Origin of the sequence: Streptomyces sp. NPDC021224 (assembly GCF_044332905.1) — a bacterium.
Classification (GTDB): Bacteria; Actinomycetota; Actinomycetes; order Streptomycetales; family Streptomycetaceae; genus Actinacidiphila.
The window spans coordinates 143,370-162,696 of record NZ_JBIRPW010000002.1 but is presented as its reverse complement, the minus strand read 5'-3'; the positions used below and the strand labels follow the sequence as shown (position 1 = coordinate 162,696).

Here is a 19,327-nt window from a genome sequence, read left to right as displayed (position 1 = left end):
CGCCTGACCGACCGCCCGTCCGAGGAGACCCCATGGCCAGCTACGAGTCCTTGCTCGACGCCGTCGGCGGGACGCCGCTCATCCGGCTCACCCGCGCCGCGCAGGGCCTGCGCCCGCGCGTGTACGTCAAGCCCGAGTGGCAGAACCCCGGCGCGAGCGTCAAGGACCGGGCGGCGTTGTCGATGATCCGCCGGGCCGAGGCGGACGGCTCACTGCGCCCCGGAGGCACCGTCGTCGAGGTCACCAGCGGCAACACCGGCATCGGCCTCGCGCTCGCCGCCGCCCACCTCGGCTACCGCGCGGTGGTCTTCACCAGCTCCTCGACCTCCCGGGAGAAGCGGGACCAGCTCGCCGCGTACGGCGCCGACGTGCGCCTCGTCGACGCCTTCGTGCCCCGCGACCACCCCGGCAGCATGCGCTCCCAGGGCATGCGCTTCGCCGCCGCGACGCCCGGCGCCTGGTTCGCCGACCAGTACGACAACCCCGCCAACCCGGCCGCCCACTACACGACCACCGGACCCGAGATCTGGACCGACACCGAGGGCGCCGTCACCCACTTCGTGGCCACCGTCGGCACCGGCGGGACGGTCACCGGAACGGGCCGCTTCCTGAAGGAGGCGAGCGGCGGCCGGGTCCGGGTGATCGGCGCGGACCCCGTCACGTCCCTCTACTCCGGCGGCGACGGCAGCCAGAAGTACATCGAGGGCGCGGGCCACTTCCTCCACCCCGACGCCGCCGAGGACACCTGGCCGCAGGCACTCGACACCGGTGTGATCGACCACTACGTCGCCGTCGAGGACCAGGACGCGATCGACGCGGTACGCCGGCTGGCCCGCACCGAGGGCATCCTCGCGGGCGGCTCCTCGGGCGTCGCCCTCGCCGCGGCGCTGCGCGTGGCGCGCGACCTCACGGAGGACGACACGGTGGTGGTGCTGCTGCCGGACTCCGGGCGTGCCTACCTGTCGACGTACTTCAACGACCGGTGGCTCGCGGAGAACGGCTTCCACGGCGGCGAGCCCGCCGCGGGCCCGCTCGTCGGCGACCGCGCCGCCCCGGCGCCGCTGGTGGAGCGGGACGAGGACGCCGCCGAGGCGGCCCGGCGGCTCACCGCGGCCGGGGCGGGCGAGGACGACGTGGTACTGGCCGCGTACCCGCGCGGCGGGCGCCGGCTCGCCCCGCACCCCACGGACCTCCTCGGCTGGACCACCCCGGGGCTGCTGCGCGCGGCGCCCTCCGTGACCGGCGCGGTACGGCCGTTCGGCCCGCGCCTGGGCGCCGGGCTGCCGCTGGCCGACCCGGCGGTGACGAGGTGGGACGCGGCGGACGGGGAGGTCGCCCAGGTCCTCCACCGCGGCCGGGTGACGGGCACGGTGCGGTGGCACGCCGTACGGGCGGACCCGCCGGCCGCACGGCCCGCGTCCGCGCCCGGCCCCGCCGCCGAACCCGCGTCCCCGGCCGCGCAGCCCACGCCCGCGTCCCCGGCGTCGCAGCCCGCGCCGCCCCTGCGCCTCTCCGGGCAGGAGCGCGAGGCGATCGCCGGGCTGCTGCGCTTCCCGCTGCTCGCGGCCGTCAACGGGCGGCGCTCGCGGCGTTTCCCGGTCGGCGGCCGCATCCCCTCCGGCGAACTGGCCTTCACCAGCACCAGGCCCGTCCAGCCGCTCAGCGAGGCCGAGCGGGCGCTCGTCCTCGCCGTCGTCACCGGCGTGACCGGCTGGAACTTCGGCATCTCGCACCACCCCGGCTACGCCCCGGCCCTCCCCAACTACCCGGGCTCCGCGGTCGGCCGCACCTTCCCCTCCGCGGCCGGCTTCCACACCACCGACTTCTTCTTCACCGACGACTCGGGCACGTACTTCCTCTCCACCCGCGACGCCGCCCCGGCGGGCGAGACCGGCCCCGGCACCGAACCCGGCACCGAACCCGACATCGACGCCTGGCTGAACGCCACCACCGCCCGTTACCGCAAGCTGTCCGCGCAACGCCTGTGGCTGCCCCGCGAGGAGCCGTATCTGGAGGGCCACAACACCTGGATCGCCAACCACCCCGGCTCCCTGCTCGTCGTCCCGGTCGCCGACCTGGCCCAGCACCTCATCGCCAACCTGGCCTTCTTCCTCCAGAACGGCTACGGCGTCTACGACGACGTCAACGGCCGCCCGCTGCCCGGCGCGCACGACCCGTCCCTGCGGCACGCGGGCGACCCCTTCCCGCTGTCCTTCGTGGAGCAGTACACCCTGGCCGAGGCGAGCGCCGAGCTGATCACCGGCGTCTACAACGGCCATCTGCTGCTGGGCGCGATGGGCCTGGGCGGCTGGACCTTCGACGGCATCGACCGGCTCTCGGTGCTCGGCGCCTCCGGCCGCCCGGACGTGCCCGGCCTCGGCTTCCACGTCCAGCACGACGAGCGCTGGGCGCTGCCCAACCCGACCGGCCTCACCGGCGTCTTCGAGACGCTGTCCCGCCCGCACGTCGCGGACGCCGCCGAGGCCGTACAGCGCTTCACCGAGCGCAAGTTCGGTCCCGGCGGCCCCTTCCACCCCGCCACCCCGGGCCCGTGGCGCGACACCCGCGGCGTCCGCGCCTCCGCCGCCCCGTACGACGAGCGCTTCGTGCGGCTGCTGACCGGCCAGGTGCGCTACATCGACGAGACCTTCGGCAAGATCCCCGGCACCGTCCCCACCGTCCACATCCTCAACTACCTCCAGGCCCAGCACCTCGACCCGGACTTCTACGACCACCACTTCACCCCCGCCGCCTACCTCCCCACCCACCGCGACCACCCGTCCACCTGGCACTGACCGCCCCGCCGCCCGGTCCCGCGGGGCTAGGGTTGCGGGGAAGCGGAGACGGAGGGGGGCCTCGTGGCGGCGGGAGCCGGTGAGCGACGCCGTATGGCCGAGGTCGTGCGGTTCTGGCGGGCGGTCGAGCTCTTCAGCCCGCAGAAGGTGCCCGACGTCCGGCCGCGCGAGCACGTCGTCGCGGTCAAGCGGGGCGTCCCGCTGCCGTGGGAGGAGGGCGGCGCTCTGCCGCGGCCGCGCAAGGACTGCGTCTGGCAGCACACCGTTTACTGCGGGGTCTTCCCGGTGGAGCGGGTACGGGACGTGCTCGCCGAGGTCTTCCCGGACGCGGCCGCCGAGGACCGCGACGGGCGGCTCGGCGGCTCCAGCGCGCTGCTGTCCTTCACCGTCAACGAGGACGGGCTGCTGCTGGCCGACTCCGTGTGCGTGTCGTCGTGCGCGTGGGCGGTCGGGCGCACCCGCTCCCCGGGGCCGGGTGACGCGCGGTGGCTGGACGGCTTCGACGCCGCTGCCGCCGAGTACGAACGGTGCCTCCAGGAGCTGGGCGACGGGCGGCTCACCGTACGCGGGGCCCGGCCCGGCGCCGGGGGCCTGCTGGCCGCGGCGGGCACGCTGGTCGCCGACTCGGTGACCGGGGGCGCCGTCACGGGCCTCGGCACGCTGGCGCGGGGCCTGGTGGGGGAGGCGGTCGGGGGCGTCGTCGGGCAGGCCGCGCAGGCCGCCGCCGGGGAGACGGCGGAATCCCTGGCCCGGGGGGCCTTCGACCGGCTCCGGGGCGGCGGGGCGGCCTCGAACGAGGACGAGGACGAGGACGAGGACGACGGCGAACCGCCCTCCCGCTTCGGCACCCGCCCGGTGACCTTCGACGGGATCGCCGCCTTCACCGCATGGCTCGCCGCCCGCCTCCACGTCACGGAGGACCTGGTGCCGGACGCGGCCCGCGTGCAGAGCGTCCAGGTCAGGGAGGACCGTGCGGACGAGGCCGCGAACGAGGGCTTCCTCAACAGCTTCATCGCCGACGACCTCGACCGGATCGCGGACGAGCTCGCGGCCAAGGGCGCGGGCCGCCCGCTGACCACCTACCTCACGGACGCGGCCCGGATCGACACCGGGCAGCGCCGGGACGTCCGGGACCGCCCGGCGGAGGTGCTGGCGGAGGTCGGTCCCGACCGGATCCCGCTGGGACGCTGGCCCTCGGCGTCCGGCCACTCGCTCGTCCTGAGCCAGCAGTTCGCGGTCAACCGGATGCTCGCCGAACTCGGCACGCAGGGCGGCGTCTTCTCCGTCAACGGACCGCCCGGCACGGGCAAGACCACCCTGCTGCGCGACGTCATCGCCGCCCTGGTCACCCAGCGGGCCTGCGCGCTCGCCGAAGTGGCCGACCCGCGCGACGCGTTCGGGAAGGCGCACACCTGGCGCGGCGAGCAGTACACGCGCACCGTGCACGAGCTGAAGCCGCGGCTGGCCGGTTACGAGATGGTCGTCGCCTCGGCCAACAACGGGGCGGTGGAGAACATCACCAGCGAGATCCCGTCCCTCGGCGCCATCGCCCCCCAGTGGCACGACGAAGCCGGCTACCTGACCGAGCAGGCGAGCCTCATGCTCGGCGGGGAGCCCGCGTGGGGAGCCGTCGCCGCCCGGCTCGGCAACCGGAAGAACCGCGGCGAGTTCGTCCAGAGCTTCTGGTGGGGCAGCAGGCGCACCCCGGCCGCGAGCGGCGCCCCCGGCCGGTCCGTCCCCACCGACGAGGGGCTGTGGCACGTCCTGAGCGGCCGGGGCGCCCATGCGCCCGCGCCGGTCGACTGGGCCGGGGCCCGGCGGCGCTTCCAGGCCGCCCGGCGCCTGGTCGAGCGGCTCCGCACGGAGCGCCGACAGGTGGCCGACGCGCTCGCCGCCCTGCCCGCGGCCCGCGGGGAGCTGGCCGACGCGGTGGCGAGCGCCGCCGTGGCCTCGGGCGCCGTACCGGAGCTGCGGCGGCAGGAGGCCGAGGCGGCCCGGGAGGCCGAACGGGCGGCGGACAGCGAGCACGGCCACCGCGACCACCTCCGCGCGCACCTCGCCGCGAAGCCCGCCGGTCTGCGGAATCTGCTGGGCGCGGGCCGCGCCCACCGCACCTGGCAGGAGACGTACGAGCGGCTGTCCGCGGCCGCCGAACGCGCCGGTCAGGACGCCGCCGCGGCCCGCGACCGGCACCGGCGGGCCGCCGACACGCTGGCCGCCGCGGAGCGCATGGCCGAGGCGGCGGACGTCCGGCGGGGCGCCGTCGAGGCCCTGGAGGCGACCGTCCGCACGGCCCGTGAGCGCTGGGGGGACGCCGTCCCGGACCCGGCGGACTTCACCGAGGACGCCGACGACGCCGCCGCGGAGCGCCGGGAGAAGTCCGCGCCCTGGTCCGACACCGCCTTCGCCGAGGCCCGCACCCGGCTCTTCCTGGAGGCGCTGCGGCTGCACCGCGCCTTCCTGGGCGCCGCGGGCGACGTCATGCGCCGGAACCTCCAGGCCGCCATGGAGGTCGTCGGGGGCGGCGCCCCGAAGGACCTCGCGCCCGAGGCGGTGCGCGCGGCCTGGCAGAGCCTCTTCCTCACCGTCCCGGTGGTCTCCACCACCTTCGCCTCCTACGACCGGCTCTTCACCGGCCTCGGCGGCGGCGACCTGGGCTGGCTCTTCGTCGACGAGGCCGGGCAGGCCTCACCGCAGATGCCGGTGGGCGCGCTGTGGCGGACCCGCCGCGCCGTCCTCGTCGGCGACCCGCTGCAACTGGAGCCGGTCGTCGTGCTGCCGTGGACCGCCCAGCAGCGGCTGCGCGAACACCACGGCGCCGCCCAGGAATGGGCGCCGTCCTGGACGTCCGCCCAGCAGGTCGCGGACCGCCTCGGCCGGTGGGGCACGACCCTGCCCGCGCAGCTCCCGGACGGCTCCACGCAGGTGTGGGTCGGCGCGCCGCTGCGTGTCCACCGCCGCTGCGACGAGCCGATGTTCACCGTCAGCAACACCATCGCGTACGCCGGGCTCATGGTCCACGGCACCGGCGACCGGGGCGACTTCCGGCCGCCCCGGGAGAGCTTCTGGTGGCATGTGCGCTCCCCGCAGGCCGAGGGCAAGTGGGTGCCCGCCGAGGGCCGCGCGCTGACCGCGACCGTGGAGCGGCTCCTCGCCGAGGGCCTGACCGCCGACCGGCTCTACGTCATCAGCCCCTTCCGGGAGGTCGCGACCCGCGCGGCGCAGCAACTGCGGGGCCTGGTCCCGTGGGAGCGGGTGGGCACCGTCCACACCGCGCAGGGCAAGGAGGCCGACGTGGTGGTCCTCGTCCTCGGCACCCACCCGGACGCGGCCGGGTCCCGCCGCTGGGCGGCCGCGAAGCCCAACCTCCTCAACGTCGCCGTCAGCCGCGCCAGGCGCCGCCTGGTCGTCATCGGCGACCACGAGTCCTGGCGCGGCCACACGCACTTCTCCGTGCTCGCCGGGCAGCTGCGGCGCGTCGACTACCAGGAGCACCGGGACTGAACCCCCGCCGACCGCCCCGGCGTCGTCGGGTCCGTCAGGACGCGGTCGCCGCGTCCGGCGACCGCGCCGGGTCACCCGGCGGCTCGGCAACCGGCGCGCGGACCGCGGGGTGCGCCGTCGTCAGCAGGGCCAGCGCGGCGAGCCATGCCGTGGAGGCCCAGACCAGGGGGTGCGCCCCCAGCGAGGAGAGCAGGAAGCCGCCCGCCAGCGTGCCCGCGGACAGCGCCCCCGTCGTGAGGGTGGAGACCGCGGCCGACACCCGCCCGCGCAGCGCGTCCGGCGTGGCACGGAGCTGGTGCGTGGTCATGGCCACCATGTACACGGGGGCCACGACGGATTCCGCCGCCGCGACGGCCGCGAGGGCGAGGGGGCCGGGCGCGAGCGCGTACAGCGGGAACATCAGCGCCTCGGACCACAGCATCACGACCGCGATCCGCCCGAGCGGGAAGCGGCGGACGGCCCGCTGGGAGACGAGCGCGCCGGCCATCGTGCCCGCGGCGGCGCCGCCGAAGATGACGCCGATCCACAGCGGGGAGGCGCCCGCCTGCCGGGCGAGGGTCACGATGAGCAGGTAGCCGGCGCCGTAGCGGATCTTGTCGGCGGCGTTGACGAGGGTGAGGAAGCGGAGGACGGGCCGGTCCCACAGCCACCGCAGGCCCTCGCGGATGTCGGCGGCGAGCCGGCCGGGCCGCGGGGAGGCCGCCGCCGCGGGCCGGAAGTCCGCGCGCAGCAGCCGCAGCGCGAGCGCCGACCCGGCGAAGGAGACCGCGTTGACGGCGAAGGGCACGACGCGCCCGGCCGCGTACAGCGCGCCCGCGAGCGGCGCGCCGAGGACACCGACCGCGCCCGTCGCGGTCTGCGACCAGCCGAGTGCGGCGGCCAGCCGCCGCGGGCCGACGACGGCGGGCAGCGCGGCGGTGCTCGCGGTCTGGAACAGCGTGGTGAGCATGCCGGACAGCACGGCCGTGGCGTACAGCTGCGGCATGCCCAGCACGCCCCGCCACAGTGCGACGGCGACGCCCGCGGTGAGCAGGGCGCGCCCGGCGTCGCACCACACCATCAGCGCGCGCCGGTCGCAGCGGTCGGCGAGCGCCCCGGCGACGAGCCCGAAGACGAGGAAGGACAGGGTGCTCAGGCCGAGGACGAGCCCGGCGCGGGCGGCCGAGCCGGTGAGGGCCAGGACGACGAGCGGCAGGGCCATGCCCTGCGCCTGGTCGCCGACGGACGAGACGATCTGGCCGCTCAGCAGCAGCGGGAGATTCCGGTCACGCAACGGACCGGTCTGACGAGGGGTGTTCACGTGGATACGCTCCGTGGTCGCTCATGGGCACAAGGGCGGTGTCGCGCTTGGTGCCGAGCTACGAGACCCGGGGCGTGGTGAACACCCGCGGATGTTCCCGTGCCGAACCGGCTGACCGCAACCGAATTCGGGCCAGAAGTCGCGCGGTGCGCAACTCCCGGCGGACCCGGAGCGTCGCCGAGTGTGGCGCCCGCACGGGGGATGCGGTTGACTCCGCTACGCCAGCGTCGGGGAGGCCGGTTGGGGCAGGAGCGTCGGGGGTGATCCTGAATGCTGGACGAGATGGTCTACCGCAGCGAGGACGTGCCGGTCGCCGACCGGTTCGACGTCTGGCACGACCTGATGAGCAGCACCCACGCCCCGATGGACCTCACGAGCGACTACGCCGCCGACTTCCGCGGGACGCTGCGGCTGATGGACCTCGGCGGGATGACGCTGTGGCCCGCGAACTTCCCGCAGCTGACCTTCCACCGCACCCCGCGCCGCATCCGCCAGTCCGACCCGGAGACGGTCAACCTGTCGCTCGTCGTGCAGGGCGAGGCGTCGACCCGGTGGCCGGACCGTCCGCAACGGGACCTCCGGACCGGGGACTTCCACATGAACGTCTCGTCGGTGCCGATGAGCGTCGCCGGCGCCGGGCCGTGGATCGAGATGATCGGGGTCGAGGTGCCCCGCCGCGCGCTGAGCCTGCCGTGGGACCGGGTGCGTGACGTCGTCGGGCGCGACCTGCCGGGGCGGACGGGCATCGGCGCCCTGGTCGCGCAGTTCCTCACCCAGGTGACCTCGCACACGAGCGAGTACCGGCAGGCCGACGCCCCGCGCCTGGGGCGGGTCCTCGCCGACCTGGTGAGCGCGCAGTTCGCGCACGTCCTCGACGCCGAGGACGGCCTCCCGCCGGAGACCCGCACCCGCGCCCTCACGCTGGAGCTGATGGCCTTCATCCGCGGCCACCTCGCCGACGGCGACCTCACGCCGAGCAGCGTCGCCGCCGCCCGGCACATCTCCCGCAGCCACCTGCACCGGCTCTTCCAGGCCCAGGGCACGACGGTGGCCGCGTACATCCGCGAGCAGCGGCTCGAAGGCGCCCGCCGCGAACTCGCCGACACCGCACGGGAGTCCGTGCCCGTCCACGCGATCGCCGCGCGCTGGGGCTTCAAGGACCACGCGACCTTCAGCCGCAGTTTCCGTGCCGCCTACGGCGTCACCCCGCGCGACTTCCGGCACGCCGCCCACCTCCTCCCCCATCCCGAGGGACGCTGACTCCCCGCCCCGGCAGCCGCGACCGAGCCGCTCCACCAGCCGGTACCGCCCGGCGAGCGTCCGCCCGCCCGGGACCCCCGTCCCGTCCGCCGCGGACTCCCCCGGGCCGGTCCGGGGCCGGCGCCGGGACTACTCGCACGGCCCACAGCGGGGTGCGCCGATCGGATGTACGGGGGGCGTGCCCCCGGCCGGTCCGGAGGGTTCGCGATGCGCGCTGCCTACGGTCGCGGGCATGCGCAAACCACTCTTCGCCACCGCCGGTCTCACCGTGTGCACGTGCGGTCTCGCCGTCGCCGGGCTCGTCGCCATGCCCTCCGTTCCCGCCGCGGTCGCCGCCACCCGCGCCGTCGGGAACCCCGTCGTCGGCAACCAGGGCTTCGGGACCGTCGTCGAGCACGACGCCCTGCTCGGCACCACCGAGACCGAGGGGACGGTCGCCCTCGGCGGCGACCTGTCCTTCGGCCCCGGATACAACGTCGCGCTGCACACCACCGGCACCTTCGTCGACGACGGTGACGCCGAGCCCACCGCGCTGCTGGTCGGTGGCCGTGTGCTGCCAGGAGCGAGCGACCCGGCGGGGGTGCTCCAGGTGCTGAACAACGGCTACGTCAAGATCGGCGACCCCACCGGGGTGGACGTCCTCGACCGGGACGCGAACGGCGCGAGCGTCAGCACACAGGTCGTCCCCGAAGGCGCGGGTTACGGGGCCACCCCCCGCATCCAGCTCACCACCGACCAGCCGCCCGCCTCCGTGGCCCCGAAGCCCGGCCTCATCGACTTCACGACGCTCTTCGCCGACTACCGCGCCCGCGCCGACGCGATGGCCACGTGCGACGCCAACGTGGTGCTGGAGGACGCGAACGGCGACCCGCTCGACCCGCAGACCGGCTTCCCGGCCGGGACGAACGCGTACGTCCGCCTCGTCCCCGGGCGGACCAACGTCCTGCACGTCACCGGTGACGACCTCAACCGCATCGGCACCCTGACCTTCCGCGACCAGCCGACCGCCGACACGCCCTTCCTGGTCGTCGTGGACACCACGGCCACCGGCGGACAGTACACGTGGGACGTACCGACGCTCGCGGGCGTCGACGGGGACCAGGCTCCGTACATGCTCTGGGACTTCCCCGACGCCACGGACATCGAACTCGCCACCGGGGACAGCCTCGAAGGCACGATCTTCGCCCCCCGCGCCCACCTCACCGACACCGACGCCTCCAACATCGAGGGCGACATCGTCGTACGCCGACTGACCGCGGGCCCGCAGCTCGCCGACGGCACCTGGGTCAACGCGGGCGAGATCCACGACTTCCCCTTCGACGCCTCGATCGACTGCGGCACCGTCCCGCCGACGACCCCACCGACCACCCCGCCCACCACCGGGCCCACAACCCCGCCGACGACGCCCCCGACCACACCGCCCACGACCCCGCCCACCACACCGCCCACCACACCCCCCACCACACCTCCGACCACACCCCCTACGACTCCCCCCACGACTCCGCCCACCACACCCCCGACCACACCCCCCACGACTCCCCCCACCACCGCTCCGCCCACCGGTGAGCCGAGCCCGTCCCCGTCCACCAGTTGCCCGCCGAGCACCGAGCCGCCGACCTACGGGCAGGGCTACGGCGGCTGAGGCCCGCACACCGCCACCGCGTACGGGATACCGGCGCGGCCCGCGGCTCCGCACATGTGGCGGGCCACGGGCCGCAGGTCCTGCGCCAGGTACCGCCACCGGACCCCGGCATCGATCAGCTCTTGAGCGCCTGGTCCACCAACGGGCCAGCCGCGCCCGTGTAGTTCGCCGGCTCCAGCAGGGAGGCCAGCTGCGTCGCGTCCAGCAGGCCCTGGAGCTGCGGCTCTTCGGCCAGCACGTCGGCGAGCGGACGGCCCTCGGCGGCGGCGCGCAGCGAGGCCGCACCCAGCAGTTCCTTCGCCGCGGCCTTGCCGAGGGCCGGGGCCAGCACCGCCGAGACGCGCTCGGAGGCGATCTGCCCGCCGGTCGCGGCGAGGTTGGCGCGCATCCGCTCCGGGTGGACGGTGAGGCCGCGTACCAGCTCGACCGCGGTGTACGCGGCCCCGCCCGCCAGCCGCAGGCACTCGCGCAGCGGCTGCCACTCGGCGTGCCAGACGCCCGCCGACCGCTCGTCCTCCGTGACCAGGCAGGACACCAACACGCCTGCGAGCGCGGGCACTTGGATCGCCGCCGAGCGGATGAGCGTGGCCAGCACCGGGTTGCGCTTGTGCGGCATCGCGGAGGACGCGCCGCGGCCCGCGCCGCCCGGCTCCGCGGCCTCGGCGACTTCCGTGCGGGCCAGCACCAGCACGTCCGCGGCGATCTTGCCGAGCGCCCCCGTGGTGTGCGCGAGCGCGGCGCCGAGGTCGGCGAGCGGGGTGCGCAGCGCGTGCCAGGGCAGGGCGGGCACGGCCAGGCCCGTCTCGGCGGCGAAGGCGGCCACCAGGTCGAGCACGGCGGCCGGTTCGGCGCCCTCCCCCGCGTACTGGTGGTAGCCCGCGAGGGTGCCCGCGGCGCCGCCCAGCGACACCGGCAGCCCGCGGTCGGCGACCGCGCCGATCCGCTCGGCCGCCTCCAGCACCAACTGCCGCCAGCCCGCGGCCTTCAGCCCGAAGGTGGTGGGCACGGCGTGCAGGGCGAGGGTGCGGCCGGCCATCACCGTGTCGCGGTGCTCGGCGGCGAGCACCGCGAGGGTGTCGGCGACCGTGTGCAGGTCCGCGCGGATCAGCCGCAGCGCCCGCGCGGCGACCAGCATCGCACCGGTGTCCAGGATGTCCTGGCTGGTGGAGCCGCGGTGCACGAACTCCGCCGCCTCCGGCGCCCTTTGTGCCACCACGGCGGTGAGCGCGGCGACCAGTCCGACGACCGGGTTGGCCGTCTCCCGCGCGGCGAGCGCGAGATGGCGGACGTCCAGGTGCTCGGCCCGCGCCGCCGCCGTGATCGCCTCGGCGGCGGCCGCGGGCACGGTCCCGCAGCGCACCTGCGCCCGTACCAGCGCCGCTTCGGCGTCCAGCATCGCCTGGAGCCAGGCGGCGTCGCCGACCGCGGCCTCGGCGGGGGTACCGGCCCGTACCGGCGAGAGCAACCCCAGGTCGGCCCAGGCGGGTTGGTGCTCCCCGTAGCTCATGCGCGCTCTCCTCGTCCCGTCATCCCGGTGTCCCAGCGGTCTTCACCGTACGGTCGCGCCTGTCGGCCGGCTCCGGCAACCTGCCCTGCGGGAGGCCGGGTTCGGGCAGCGCCAGGACGGCCGCGGCGATGTCGTCGGACTCCTCCAGCGTCACCGAGCCCACCCCCGGGCGGATGCCCGCCGCCGTCACCCAGTGCACCGATTCCGTCGGCACCCCGTACGCGAAGCGCCGCGGGTGCGCGGCGCCGTGCGCGTCGAGCAGGCGGCACGGGCGGCGGGAGACGGCGAGACCGCCGGTCTCGTAGTCCGTGCCGTCCGTGCCGGGGACGCGGTAGGTGCGGCACTGGCCGGTCCGCAGCAGGTGCGTCATCAGCGGGTCGGCGGTACGGCGCAGGTCGATGTCCGGCAGCCGGGCCTCGATCAGCGCGGTGGCCCGCACCCGCACGTCGGGGATCTCCGTGGAGGTCGCCACGAAGCACGGGCCGCCGTCCGCCGGGTCCGCCGCGATGCCGACCCGCAGGCCGGGACCGGTGACGTCCAGGATCCCGGCGTCGATCAGCGCGGCCATCTCCTCGATCCGGGAGGCGGGCGGGCCGATCGACAGATAGGCGTTGAGCGGGGTGTACCAGCCGTCCAGTTCGTCGCGGTGCGAGGCCGCGTCGAGCCCGCCGTGATCGACCGCGAGCCGCACCTCGTTGCGCAGGTCGCGCAGGATGTCCAGGGCCGCCTTGAACGGCCCGTCCACATTGCCCTCGTGGGCCTTGCGCACATCGTCGTCCAGATAGCCGCGCAGCCACGCCCGGAAGGCGGCGGCGTCCCGCAACTCCGGTGCTCCGTAGGGGCGTTCCAGCCGCTCCCAGTCCCAGCGGTCCGCCGGGGCGATCCCCGCCTCGTCCAGCAGCCGCCGCTGGTCCTCGCCGGGCGCGGCGCTCAGGTAGCGGGCCGCGAAGTCCGCCGCCACCGCGGGGGTGTCACGGTGCGCGAGCAGCGTCTCGTAGTAGACGCACTGCACCTCCATCGCGATCAGCGCCCACAGCCCGGTGCCGAAGCGCACCGGCTCGCGCGCGGTGGCCGGGGTGCGCAGCGCCGCGACGTACTCGGCGGTCAGCAGACGCGGGGTGTAACGCCCGTGCGCGCCCTTCTGGTTGTCGCCGCGCGCCTGGTACGGCACACCGCGGCGCGAACCCGCCACCATGTGCGGCTCCTTGCCCGACGCCCGGTACACCAGCTTGCCGCCGCTGCGCTCGAACACCCCGCCGCGGGCGTGCGTGAAGAGCGCCATGTAGTCGAAGAAGCCCAGCCCCAGACCGCGCAGCAGCACCGTCTCGCCGGGCGCGACCGCCGACACGTCGGTGTCCGCCGGATTCGCGGGCGGGACGTACGTGAGCCGGTGCCGGTCGGCGAACGCCGCCAACTCCCGCTCCGTGCTCGTCGGATGGACCGGCACATGGCCCTGCGCCAGCAGCACCGCGCCGAGCCCGGTCAGCCGGGTGCCGTCCTCCAGCGTGACGGTCTGCGGCCCGTGCGGGCCGAGGGCACCGTCCCCGTCGTCCAGCGCGACCGCCCGCGACGCGTGCACCCGCACCCGGACGTGCGCGGGGGCGTCCGCGGCGACGTGCCGGAACGCCCACGTCAGGTACTGCCCGTAGAGCGCGCGCGTCGGATACGTGTCCGGCCCGAGCGCGCGGGCCTCGCACAGCGCCGCGTCGTCCGGTCCCGTCGCACCCGACGCGTCCGCGATGTCGGCGAGCGCCTTCGCCCACTCGTACAGGCTCGGGCCGCGCTCCAACGGCCCCTCGATACTGACGCTCGCGTCCGTGAAGACGGTGACCTGGCTCGCGACGGTGTTCATGAGCAGATGCCGCGACTGGTCCAGCCGCCACACCCGGCCCGCGCCCGGCGGGTCCGGATCCACGACGTGCAGCGTGAGCCGCTGCCACCGCGGGTGCCGCCGCTCACGGGCGACGAGCCGTTCGAGCAGTGAGAGGCCGCGCGGGCCGGCCCCCACGACGCACACCTCCAACCCGCGCGCCGGGCCCCCCGCCCCCGCCGTTCCGCCGGGCCGCGGTTCGCCCCCGGAGTACGTCATCCGGGCCAGCTCCTCTCCCAGGTGAGTGCATAACTTTACGGACTACGCCCACCTTTGGTCTGCCGCCTTGCCGCGCACTATCCGCGCCCTTGGCGCGCTGGTAGCCCCCCTCGCGCCACCGCCCGGGGCACCCGTTCCCCACCCGCGCGAAGCCCGCGCCGGGCACGTTTCGCGCTGCCGCGCGGGGGAGGTCGCGCCTGCCGCGCCGGGCGAGCGTTTTCAGGGGCGCGGGGAACTGCGCTCCCCCAGAGCTTCGCCTGGGAGGTGCCCCCAGCCCCCATCGGGGCGCGGGTCGGATACCGACCCAAGGGGTCTCTTCGGTCCGATCCGGACCACCGGCCGGTGGGGGCGGGCCGCGCAGTTCCCCGCGCCCCTGAAAACGAGTGCTCAGCGCGGCACGCGCGCCCTGAAAACGAGTGCCCCGCGCAGCATGCGCACCCCGCGAAATGCGTGCCCGGCGCGGCATGCGCACCCCGCGTGGGGGTCAGCGGAGGGCCCCGTGTGCGGAGCGGCGAGCGTATTCGCGGGCGTACTCCCAGCGGAGCTGGGCGACCCATCGTGCCTGCTCATCCTCGGGGAGCCCGCCGAGCACACGCAGGACGACGCTCAGCGCGACGTTCTGGTCCGGCTCGAACCAGACCGCCTCGAAGAGCAGCGCGTGGTTGGCCGGGTCGGCGAGGGCCGCCTCGTACAGCGGCCAGTGGTCGTCGGCACCGCCGACGTCCGCGTCCGCCTCCCCCACCGGGAGCCCGGTTCGGCCGGCCAGCTCGTCGAGGACCTCGGCGAGCCGGCCTTCTTCGTCCCGTCTTCCGTCGTCCATCCCCCATCGCCCCCCTGTCATGAGTCCCCCTCCACGGACGGGCGCGTGCGGCCTCCCCCGGCGCTCCGCCGCTGGTACGGCCGGTGCCCCCCCCGCAGCCGACCGGACAAATGACCATACGCCCATCAGGCCGGATCCGGCCCCAGATGATTCAGCCATGAACAAGTCTGCGGAGGCACACCCGTCACGGGCGCGACCGGCGCGCGCTCCGGCGCGCACGGCGGATAGGGCCCAGGACACGCCTAGGTCCGGTCGACGAGGGCCTGGACACCGTCGAGGACGCGGTCGAGTCCGAAGCCGAGGGGGTCGTCGCGATGGCGTGCGGGGCTGCCGGGCCCGCGCGCCGGTTCTTCGACGAAGTGAGCGCCCCCGTCAAGGACTTCGCCCTGATCGGGGACGCCAGCCACTTCGCGTCCTTCCGCCGCCCGGGACGTCTTCCTGGACCCGATGCTGTCCCGGGTCGGCCCCGTGGTCGGCGACGCGGCCCGCGCGCGGTGAACGCCGGGCCCGTGGGCCCTACTTGCCGTGGTAGACGTACGGCCAGTAGACCGGCATGCAGCCTTCCTCGGCGCCGTTGACCACCTGGGCGGACTTCGGGATGCCGCCCGCCTTGGGGGCGGTCTTCGCGTAGTCGGTGCCGGTGCGCCAGTCCGCGCCGACCGTGAGGGTGATGTGCTCGGCGTCGGCGGACGCCCGCACTCCGCTCACCGGGATCTTGAGGGCGCTCGCGACCGCCGTCGCGTCGGCCTTCGCCTGCGCGCCGCCGCTCGTCGGGTAGACGACGGTCGTGGCGGGGCTGGGCGCGGCGTGCTTGTCGTAGTCCGCCTGCGTGTAACCCGCCGCCTTGAGCGCGTCGGCGATGTCGCCCGCGCGGCCCGGGACGGCCTGACCGGTCGCGTTGCCCGCCGTGCCGTTGACGACCGAGACGGCGACGGTCGCCGGGGCGGCCGCGGGCGGACCCGAGGGCTTGGGCGAAGTCGTCGGCGAGGCGGTGGACTTGGGCTTGCCGTTGGGGTCCATCTCGGTGTCGTTGCGCAGCATCGCCCAGACGGTCTCGGCATCCTTGGACGGGATGTAGTGGGCCTTGGGGGCCTCGGGGTCGGCGTCGTGCGGCATCGTCGCCATCGAGATGCGGTCCGGCGGCACGGTCTTGAGCTGCATCCCCAGGTCGTACAGCTTCTTCGGGGTACCGATCTCCTCGGAGACGACGAAGGCCGACATCGCCGTCGTGGCGATGTCGTTGAGCTTGGCCGGGTTGCCGAAGAGGTTCTCGCCGCGCAGCTTGCGGATGAGCGAGTTCATGTACATGTGCTGGGCCTTGGCGCGGCCCGCGTCGTCCATGAAGGGGTGCCGGGCGCGCAGCCAGGCGAGCGCCATCTTCGGGTCGGTGATGGTCTGCTTGCCGGCCTTCTTCAGCAGCAGGTGGGAGCTGCCGGGCGCGCTCGGCGTCGGGTGGTCGTAGACGGGCTTCTCCACGCAGACGTCCACTCCGCCGACGACGCGGGCCATGTCCACCACGCCGTGGAAGCGGATCATCATCCAGTGGTCGATGTAGACCTTGGTGAGGTTCTGCACGGTCGCGAGCGTGCAGCCCGCGCCGCCGCGGGTGAGGGAGGCGTTGATGATGTCCTCCGTCGGCGCGTACACGTGGTGCGTCTTGGGGTCGGTGCACTCCGGTATCTGCACCCGGGTGTCGCGCGGGATGCTCACGACCGACATGTTGCTGCGGTCCGCGGACAGGTGGGCGATCATGATGACGTCCGCGCGCTCGCCCTTGGCGTCCTTCGCGCCGCCGAGCTTGGCGTCCTCGGGGTCGTCGCGGTTGTCGGAGCCGATGATGAGGATGTTCATCGCGCTCGTGCCGTCGGCGTTGGCCTTCGCCTTCTGGACGGTGCTCTTGCCGCTGACGCGCTCGCCCTTCTGGATCTTGCCGGCGAGGTACTCGTAGTAGCCGAACGCGGCGCCCGCGGTGCCGAGGACGACGACGCAGGTGCCGATGGCGGTCCACTTGAGGACCTTACGGCGACGGCTGACCGGCTTCTTCCGGCCACGGGCGCCGCCCCGGCGGTGGCCGCCGCCGGGCTGCGGGGTGACGCCGGGCTGCGGCCCGTCGCCGTCGTGGGGGCCGCCGCCTCCGGACTCAGGCTCCGGCTCCGGCTCCGGGTCGGGCTCGGGGTGACGCGGGCCGGGGACACCGGGGTGACCGGAATAGCCGGGGTAGCCGGAGGGGTCGGGGCGGCCGGGGTGCCCGGGACGGCCGGAGTAACCGGTGTCCGCGCCAGGACCGGGACCGGGGCCGTAACCGTGTCCGGGACCCGCGCCCGTACCGCCGTCCGGCCAGGGGCCGCCGCCGCCCTCCGTCGTGTCGCCGTACATCCGTAACCATCCCCCATGTCATGGGCGTTCGCCCGTGGCGCAGCCGGGCGGGACAGTCCCCCGACGCCCGGTAAGACGGTCACGGACGGCCGAAAGTTGTAGGCCGGTTGATCATTCGCGCCCAACTTCCCCCACAACCGCACCCGTTGCGTACGCCCGGGCCGCCGCCCGCGCCCCGTCCGCCCCCCCTGCGGCACCGGCCGCCTCCGAGCCGTTGACAAGAAACTCAACAGGCGTAGAGTTCTGCGCGGCACAAAGAACTCAACACGCGAGGAGTTATTCATGTCCGCCGCAACTCCCGCCGCCGGAGACGGAGTCACCGCCGCCGGCGCCCGGCTCGCCGCCAGGCGCGGCCACCGCGCGCTCGCGCTGGTGGTGGTCCTTTCGGCCGTCTTCATGCAGCTGCTCGACACGACGATCGTCACCGTCGCGATCCCGTCGATCCAGGACGACCTCGGCGCCGGCTTCGGCACCGTGCAGCTCGTCCTGGCCGGCTACAGCCTCACCTTCGCCTGCACCCTCGTCACCGGCGGCCGGCTCGGCGACAGCCACGGCCGGCGCCGCCTCTTCCTCATCGGGATGCTCGGCTTCGTCCTCACCTCCGCGCTGTGCGGCGCGGCGCCCGACGCCACGACCCTCGTCGTCGCGCGGCTCGTGCAGGGCATGTGCTCGGGCCTGATGTTCCCGCAGGTCCTGGCCATCATCCAGAGCCTGTACGACGAGCGCAGCCGCCCGAAGGCGCTCGGCGCGTACGGCGCCTCGATCGGCCTGGCGACCATCTCCGGGCCCGTCCTCGGCGGCGCCCTCATCGCGGCCGACGTCCTCGGTACGGGCTGGCGCGCGATCTTCTACCTCAACCTGCCCATCGGCGCCCTCGCCCTCGTCGGCGCGCTGCGCATCCTCCCCGAGACGTACGGCGACCGCGGCCGCCGCCTCGACCTCGCGGGCGCGCCGCTCGTCACCGGCGGGCTCTTCCTGCTGGTGCTGCCGCTCGTGGTGGGCCGCGACCAGGGCTGGCCGGTGTGGGCATGGGTGCTGCTCGCGCTCAGCGTGCCCGTGCTCGGCGCCTTCGCCGCGCAGCAGCGGCGGCTCGGACGGCACGCGGACGCCGACCCGCTGATCCGGCCCGGCCTCTTCGGCCGCCGCTCCTTCAGCGTCGGACTGGCCGTCAACCTGGTCTTCTTCGCCGGGATCCCGAGCTTCTTCTTCCTCTTCATCCTCACCCTCCAGGCGGGCTTCGGCTACAGCGCGGTCGGCGCGGGCACGGTCACGCTCGGATTCGCCGTCTTCGTCGCGCTCGCCTCGGCCCGCTCCAGCGCGGTCGTCCGCCGCCTGGGCACCCGGACGCTCTCGCTCGGCACCGCGCTGCTCGTCGCCGGCATGACCGGCGTGCTGCTCACCCTGCACGCCGCGGGCACCGGCCTGCACGGCTACCAGCTGCTGCCCTCGCTCGCCGTCGCCGGCGTCGGCGCCGGGCTCTTCCTCGCCCCCGTCACCGGCGTCATCACCGCGGGGCTGCCGCAGCGCGACGCCGGATCCGCCTCGGGCGTGCTGGCCACCGCGCAGCAGGTCGGCGCGGCGCTCGGCATCGCGGTGGCGGGTGTCGTCTTCTTCGGCCTGCTCGGCGGGAACGCGCAGCGCTCGGTCGACGCCGTCACCCCGGATCTGCGCCAGCGGCTCACCGCGGCCCACCTCACCGCGGACCAGCAGCGCGACGTGCTCACCGGCTTCACCGCCTGCTTCACCGACCGCGCCCACGCCACCGACCCCGCGGCCACCCCCGCGAGCTGCGCCCGTATGGACGCCCGTGCCGGGGCCGCCCCCGCGGACGTACGGGCGGCGGTCCGGCGGGCCGTCCTCGCCGAGGCCCTGCCGCAGGCCCGGCGGCACGACTTCAGCCGCACGCTCCAGCAGGCGCTGGGCTGGCAGGTGGGCGTCTTCGCCCTCTCCTTCCTGCTGGTGGCGGCGCTGCCGCGGGTCCGCGGCGGAGACGTCTCGAGCCTCCCGGCGGCATGACCCCCGAGCCGCCGTCAC

Annotated in this window: 11 protein-coding genes; 5 read left to right on the top strand and 6 right to left on the bottom strand. The window is 75.2% G+C overall.

Translation table 11 applies throughout. From position 1 onward, the window contains the following. Nucleotides 1–32: 32 nt before the first annotated feature. Both ACH4PY_RS05775 and ACH4PY_RS05770 read left to right on the top strand, forming a co-directional pair. Nucleotides 33–2,795 (top strand): pyridoxal-phosphate dependent enzyme, encoded by a 2,763-nt coding sequence (locus tag ACH4PY_RS05775; protein WP_398176336.1) that lies wholly within the window; start codon nt 33–35, stop codon nt 2,793–2,795. 93 nt (nt 2,796–2,888) lie between these two features. Next, a complete protein-coding gene (locus ACH4PY_RS05770; RefSeq protein WP_398176334.1) occupies nt 2,889–6,299 on the top strand; it encodes a DEAD/DEAH box helicase in 3,411 nt (1,136 codons plus the stop codon). A gap of 34 nt (nt 6,300–6,333) precedes the next feature. On the opposite strand, the gene ACH4PY_RS05765 is transcribed toward ACH4PY_RS05770, so the two are convergent. Continuing rightward, entirely contained in the window at nt 6,334–7,599 is a 1,266-nt protein-coding gene (locus ACH4PY_RS05765) for an MFS transporter (protein ID WP_398176332.1), read from the bottom strand. A 270-nt stretch (nt 7,600–7,869) separates the two neighbouring features. On the opposite strand from ACH4PY_RS05765, the gene ACH4PY_RS05760 reads away from it, so the two are divergent. Continuing rightward, nucleotides 7,870–8,859, top strand: a complete 990-nt coding sequence (locus ACH4PY_RS05760; protein WP_398176330.1) for an AraC family transcriptional regulator — start codon at nt 7,870–7,872, stop codon at nt 8,857–8,859. A 232-nt stretch (nt 8,860–9,091) separates the two neighbouring features. Next, nucleotides 9,092–10,501, top strand: coding sequence for a collagen-binding domain-containing protein (locus tag ACH4PY_RS05755; protein ID WP_398176328.1), 1,410 nt, complete (start codon nt 9,092–9,094; stop codon nt 10,499–10,501). A gap of 115 nt (nt 10,502–10,616) precedes the next feature. Here ACH4PY_RS05755 and pcaB read toward each other — a convergent pair whose 3' ends face one another. The 5 genes from pcaB to ACH4PY_RS05730 all read right to left on the bottom strand — a co-directional run bounded on the left by pcaB (nt 10,617) and on the right by ACH4PY_RS05730 (nt 17,293). Then, on the bottom strand, nt 10,617–12,008 hold the full coding sequence (gene pcaB, locus ACH4PY_RS05750) for a 3-carboxy-cis,cis-muconate cycloisomerase (RefSeq protein WP_398176326.1): 1,392 nt from the start codon (nt 12,006–12,008) through the stop codon (nt 10,617–10,619). A 19-nt stretch (nt 12,009–12,027) separates the two neighbouring features. Next, nucleotides 12,028–14,016 (bottom strand): FAD/NAD(P)-binding protein, encoded by a 1,989-nt coding sequence (locus tag ACH4PY_RS05745; protein WP_398176324.1) that lies wholly within the window; start codon nt 14,014–14,016, stop codon nt 12,028–12,030. 565 nt (nt 14,017–14,581) lie between these two features. After that, on the bottom strand, nt 14,582–14,917 hold the full coding sequence (locus ACH4PY_RS05740) for a hypothetical protein (protein ID WP_398176322.1): 336 nt from the start codon (nt 14,915–14,917) through the stop codon (nt 14,582–14,584). 242 nt (nt 14,918–15,159) lie between these two features. Beyond that, nucleotides 15,160–15,324 carry a hypothetical protein gene (locus ACH4PY_RS05735; protein WP_398176320.1) on the bottom strand — a complete coding sequence of 55 codons (165 nt, stop codon included), beginning with the start codon at nt 15,322–15,324 and terminating at the stop codon, nt 15,160–15,162. Between the two features lie 109 nt (nt 15,325–15,433). Further along, complete coding sequence (locus ACH4PY_RS05730) at nt 15,434–17,293, bottom strand: LCP family protein (protein WP_398176318.1); 1,860 nt, start codon at nt 17,291–17,293, stop codon at nt 15,434–15,436. A 282-nt stretch (nt 17,294–17,575) separates the two neighbouring features. Here ACH4PY_RS05730 and ACH4PY_RS05725 point away from each other — a divergent pair, with 282 nt between their 5' ends. Continuing rightward, nucleotides 17,576–19,309 (top strand): MFS transporter, encoded by a 1,734-nt coding sequence (locus ACH4PY_RS05725; RefSeq protein WP_398176316.1) that lies wholly within the window; start codon nt 17,576–17,578, stop codon nt 19,307–19,309. Nucleotides 19,310–19,327 lie beyond the last annotated feature (18 nt).

Coding starts and splice junctions, on each gene's coding strand:
- ACH4PY_RS05775 (WP_398176336.1), top strand. CDS start 33: ATGGCCAGCTACGAGTCCTTGCTCGACGCCGTCGGCGGGACGCCGCTC.
- ACH4PY_RS05770 (WP_398176334.1), top strand. CDS start 2,889: ATGGCCGAGGTCGTGCGGTTCTGGCGGGCGGTCGAGCTCTTCAGCCCG.
- ACH4PY_RS05760 (WP_398176330.1), top strand. CDS start 7,870: ATGCTGGACGAGATGGTCTACCGCAGCGAGGACGTGCCGGTCGCCGAC.
- ACH4PY_RS05755 (WP_398176328.1), top strand. CDS start 9,092: ATGCGCAAACCACTCTTCGCCACCGCCGGTCTCACCGTGTGCACGTGC.
- pcaB (WP_398176326.1), bottom strand. CDS start 12,008: ATGAGCTACGGGGAGCACCAACCCGCCTGGGCCGACCTGGGGTTGCTC.
- ACH4PY_RS05740 (WP_398176322.1), bottom strand. CDS start 14,917: ATGGACGACGGAAGACGGGACGAAGAAGGCCGGCTCGCCGAGGTCCTC.
- ACH4PY_RS05730 (WP_398176318.1), bottom strand. CDS start 17,293: ATGTACGGCGACACGACGGAGGGCGGCGGCGGCCCCTGGCCGGACGGC.
- ACH4PY_RS05725 (WP_398176316.1), top strand. CDS start 17,576: ATGTCCGCCGCAACTCCCGCCGCCGGAGACGGAGTCACCGCCGCCGGC.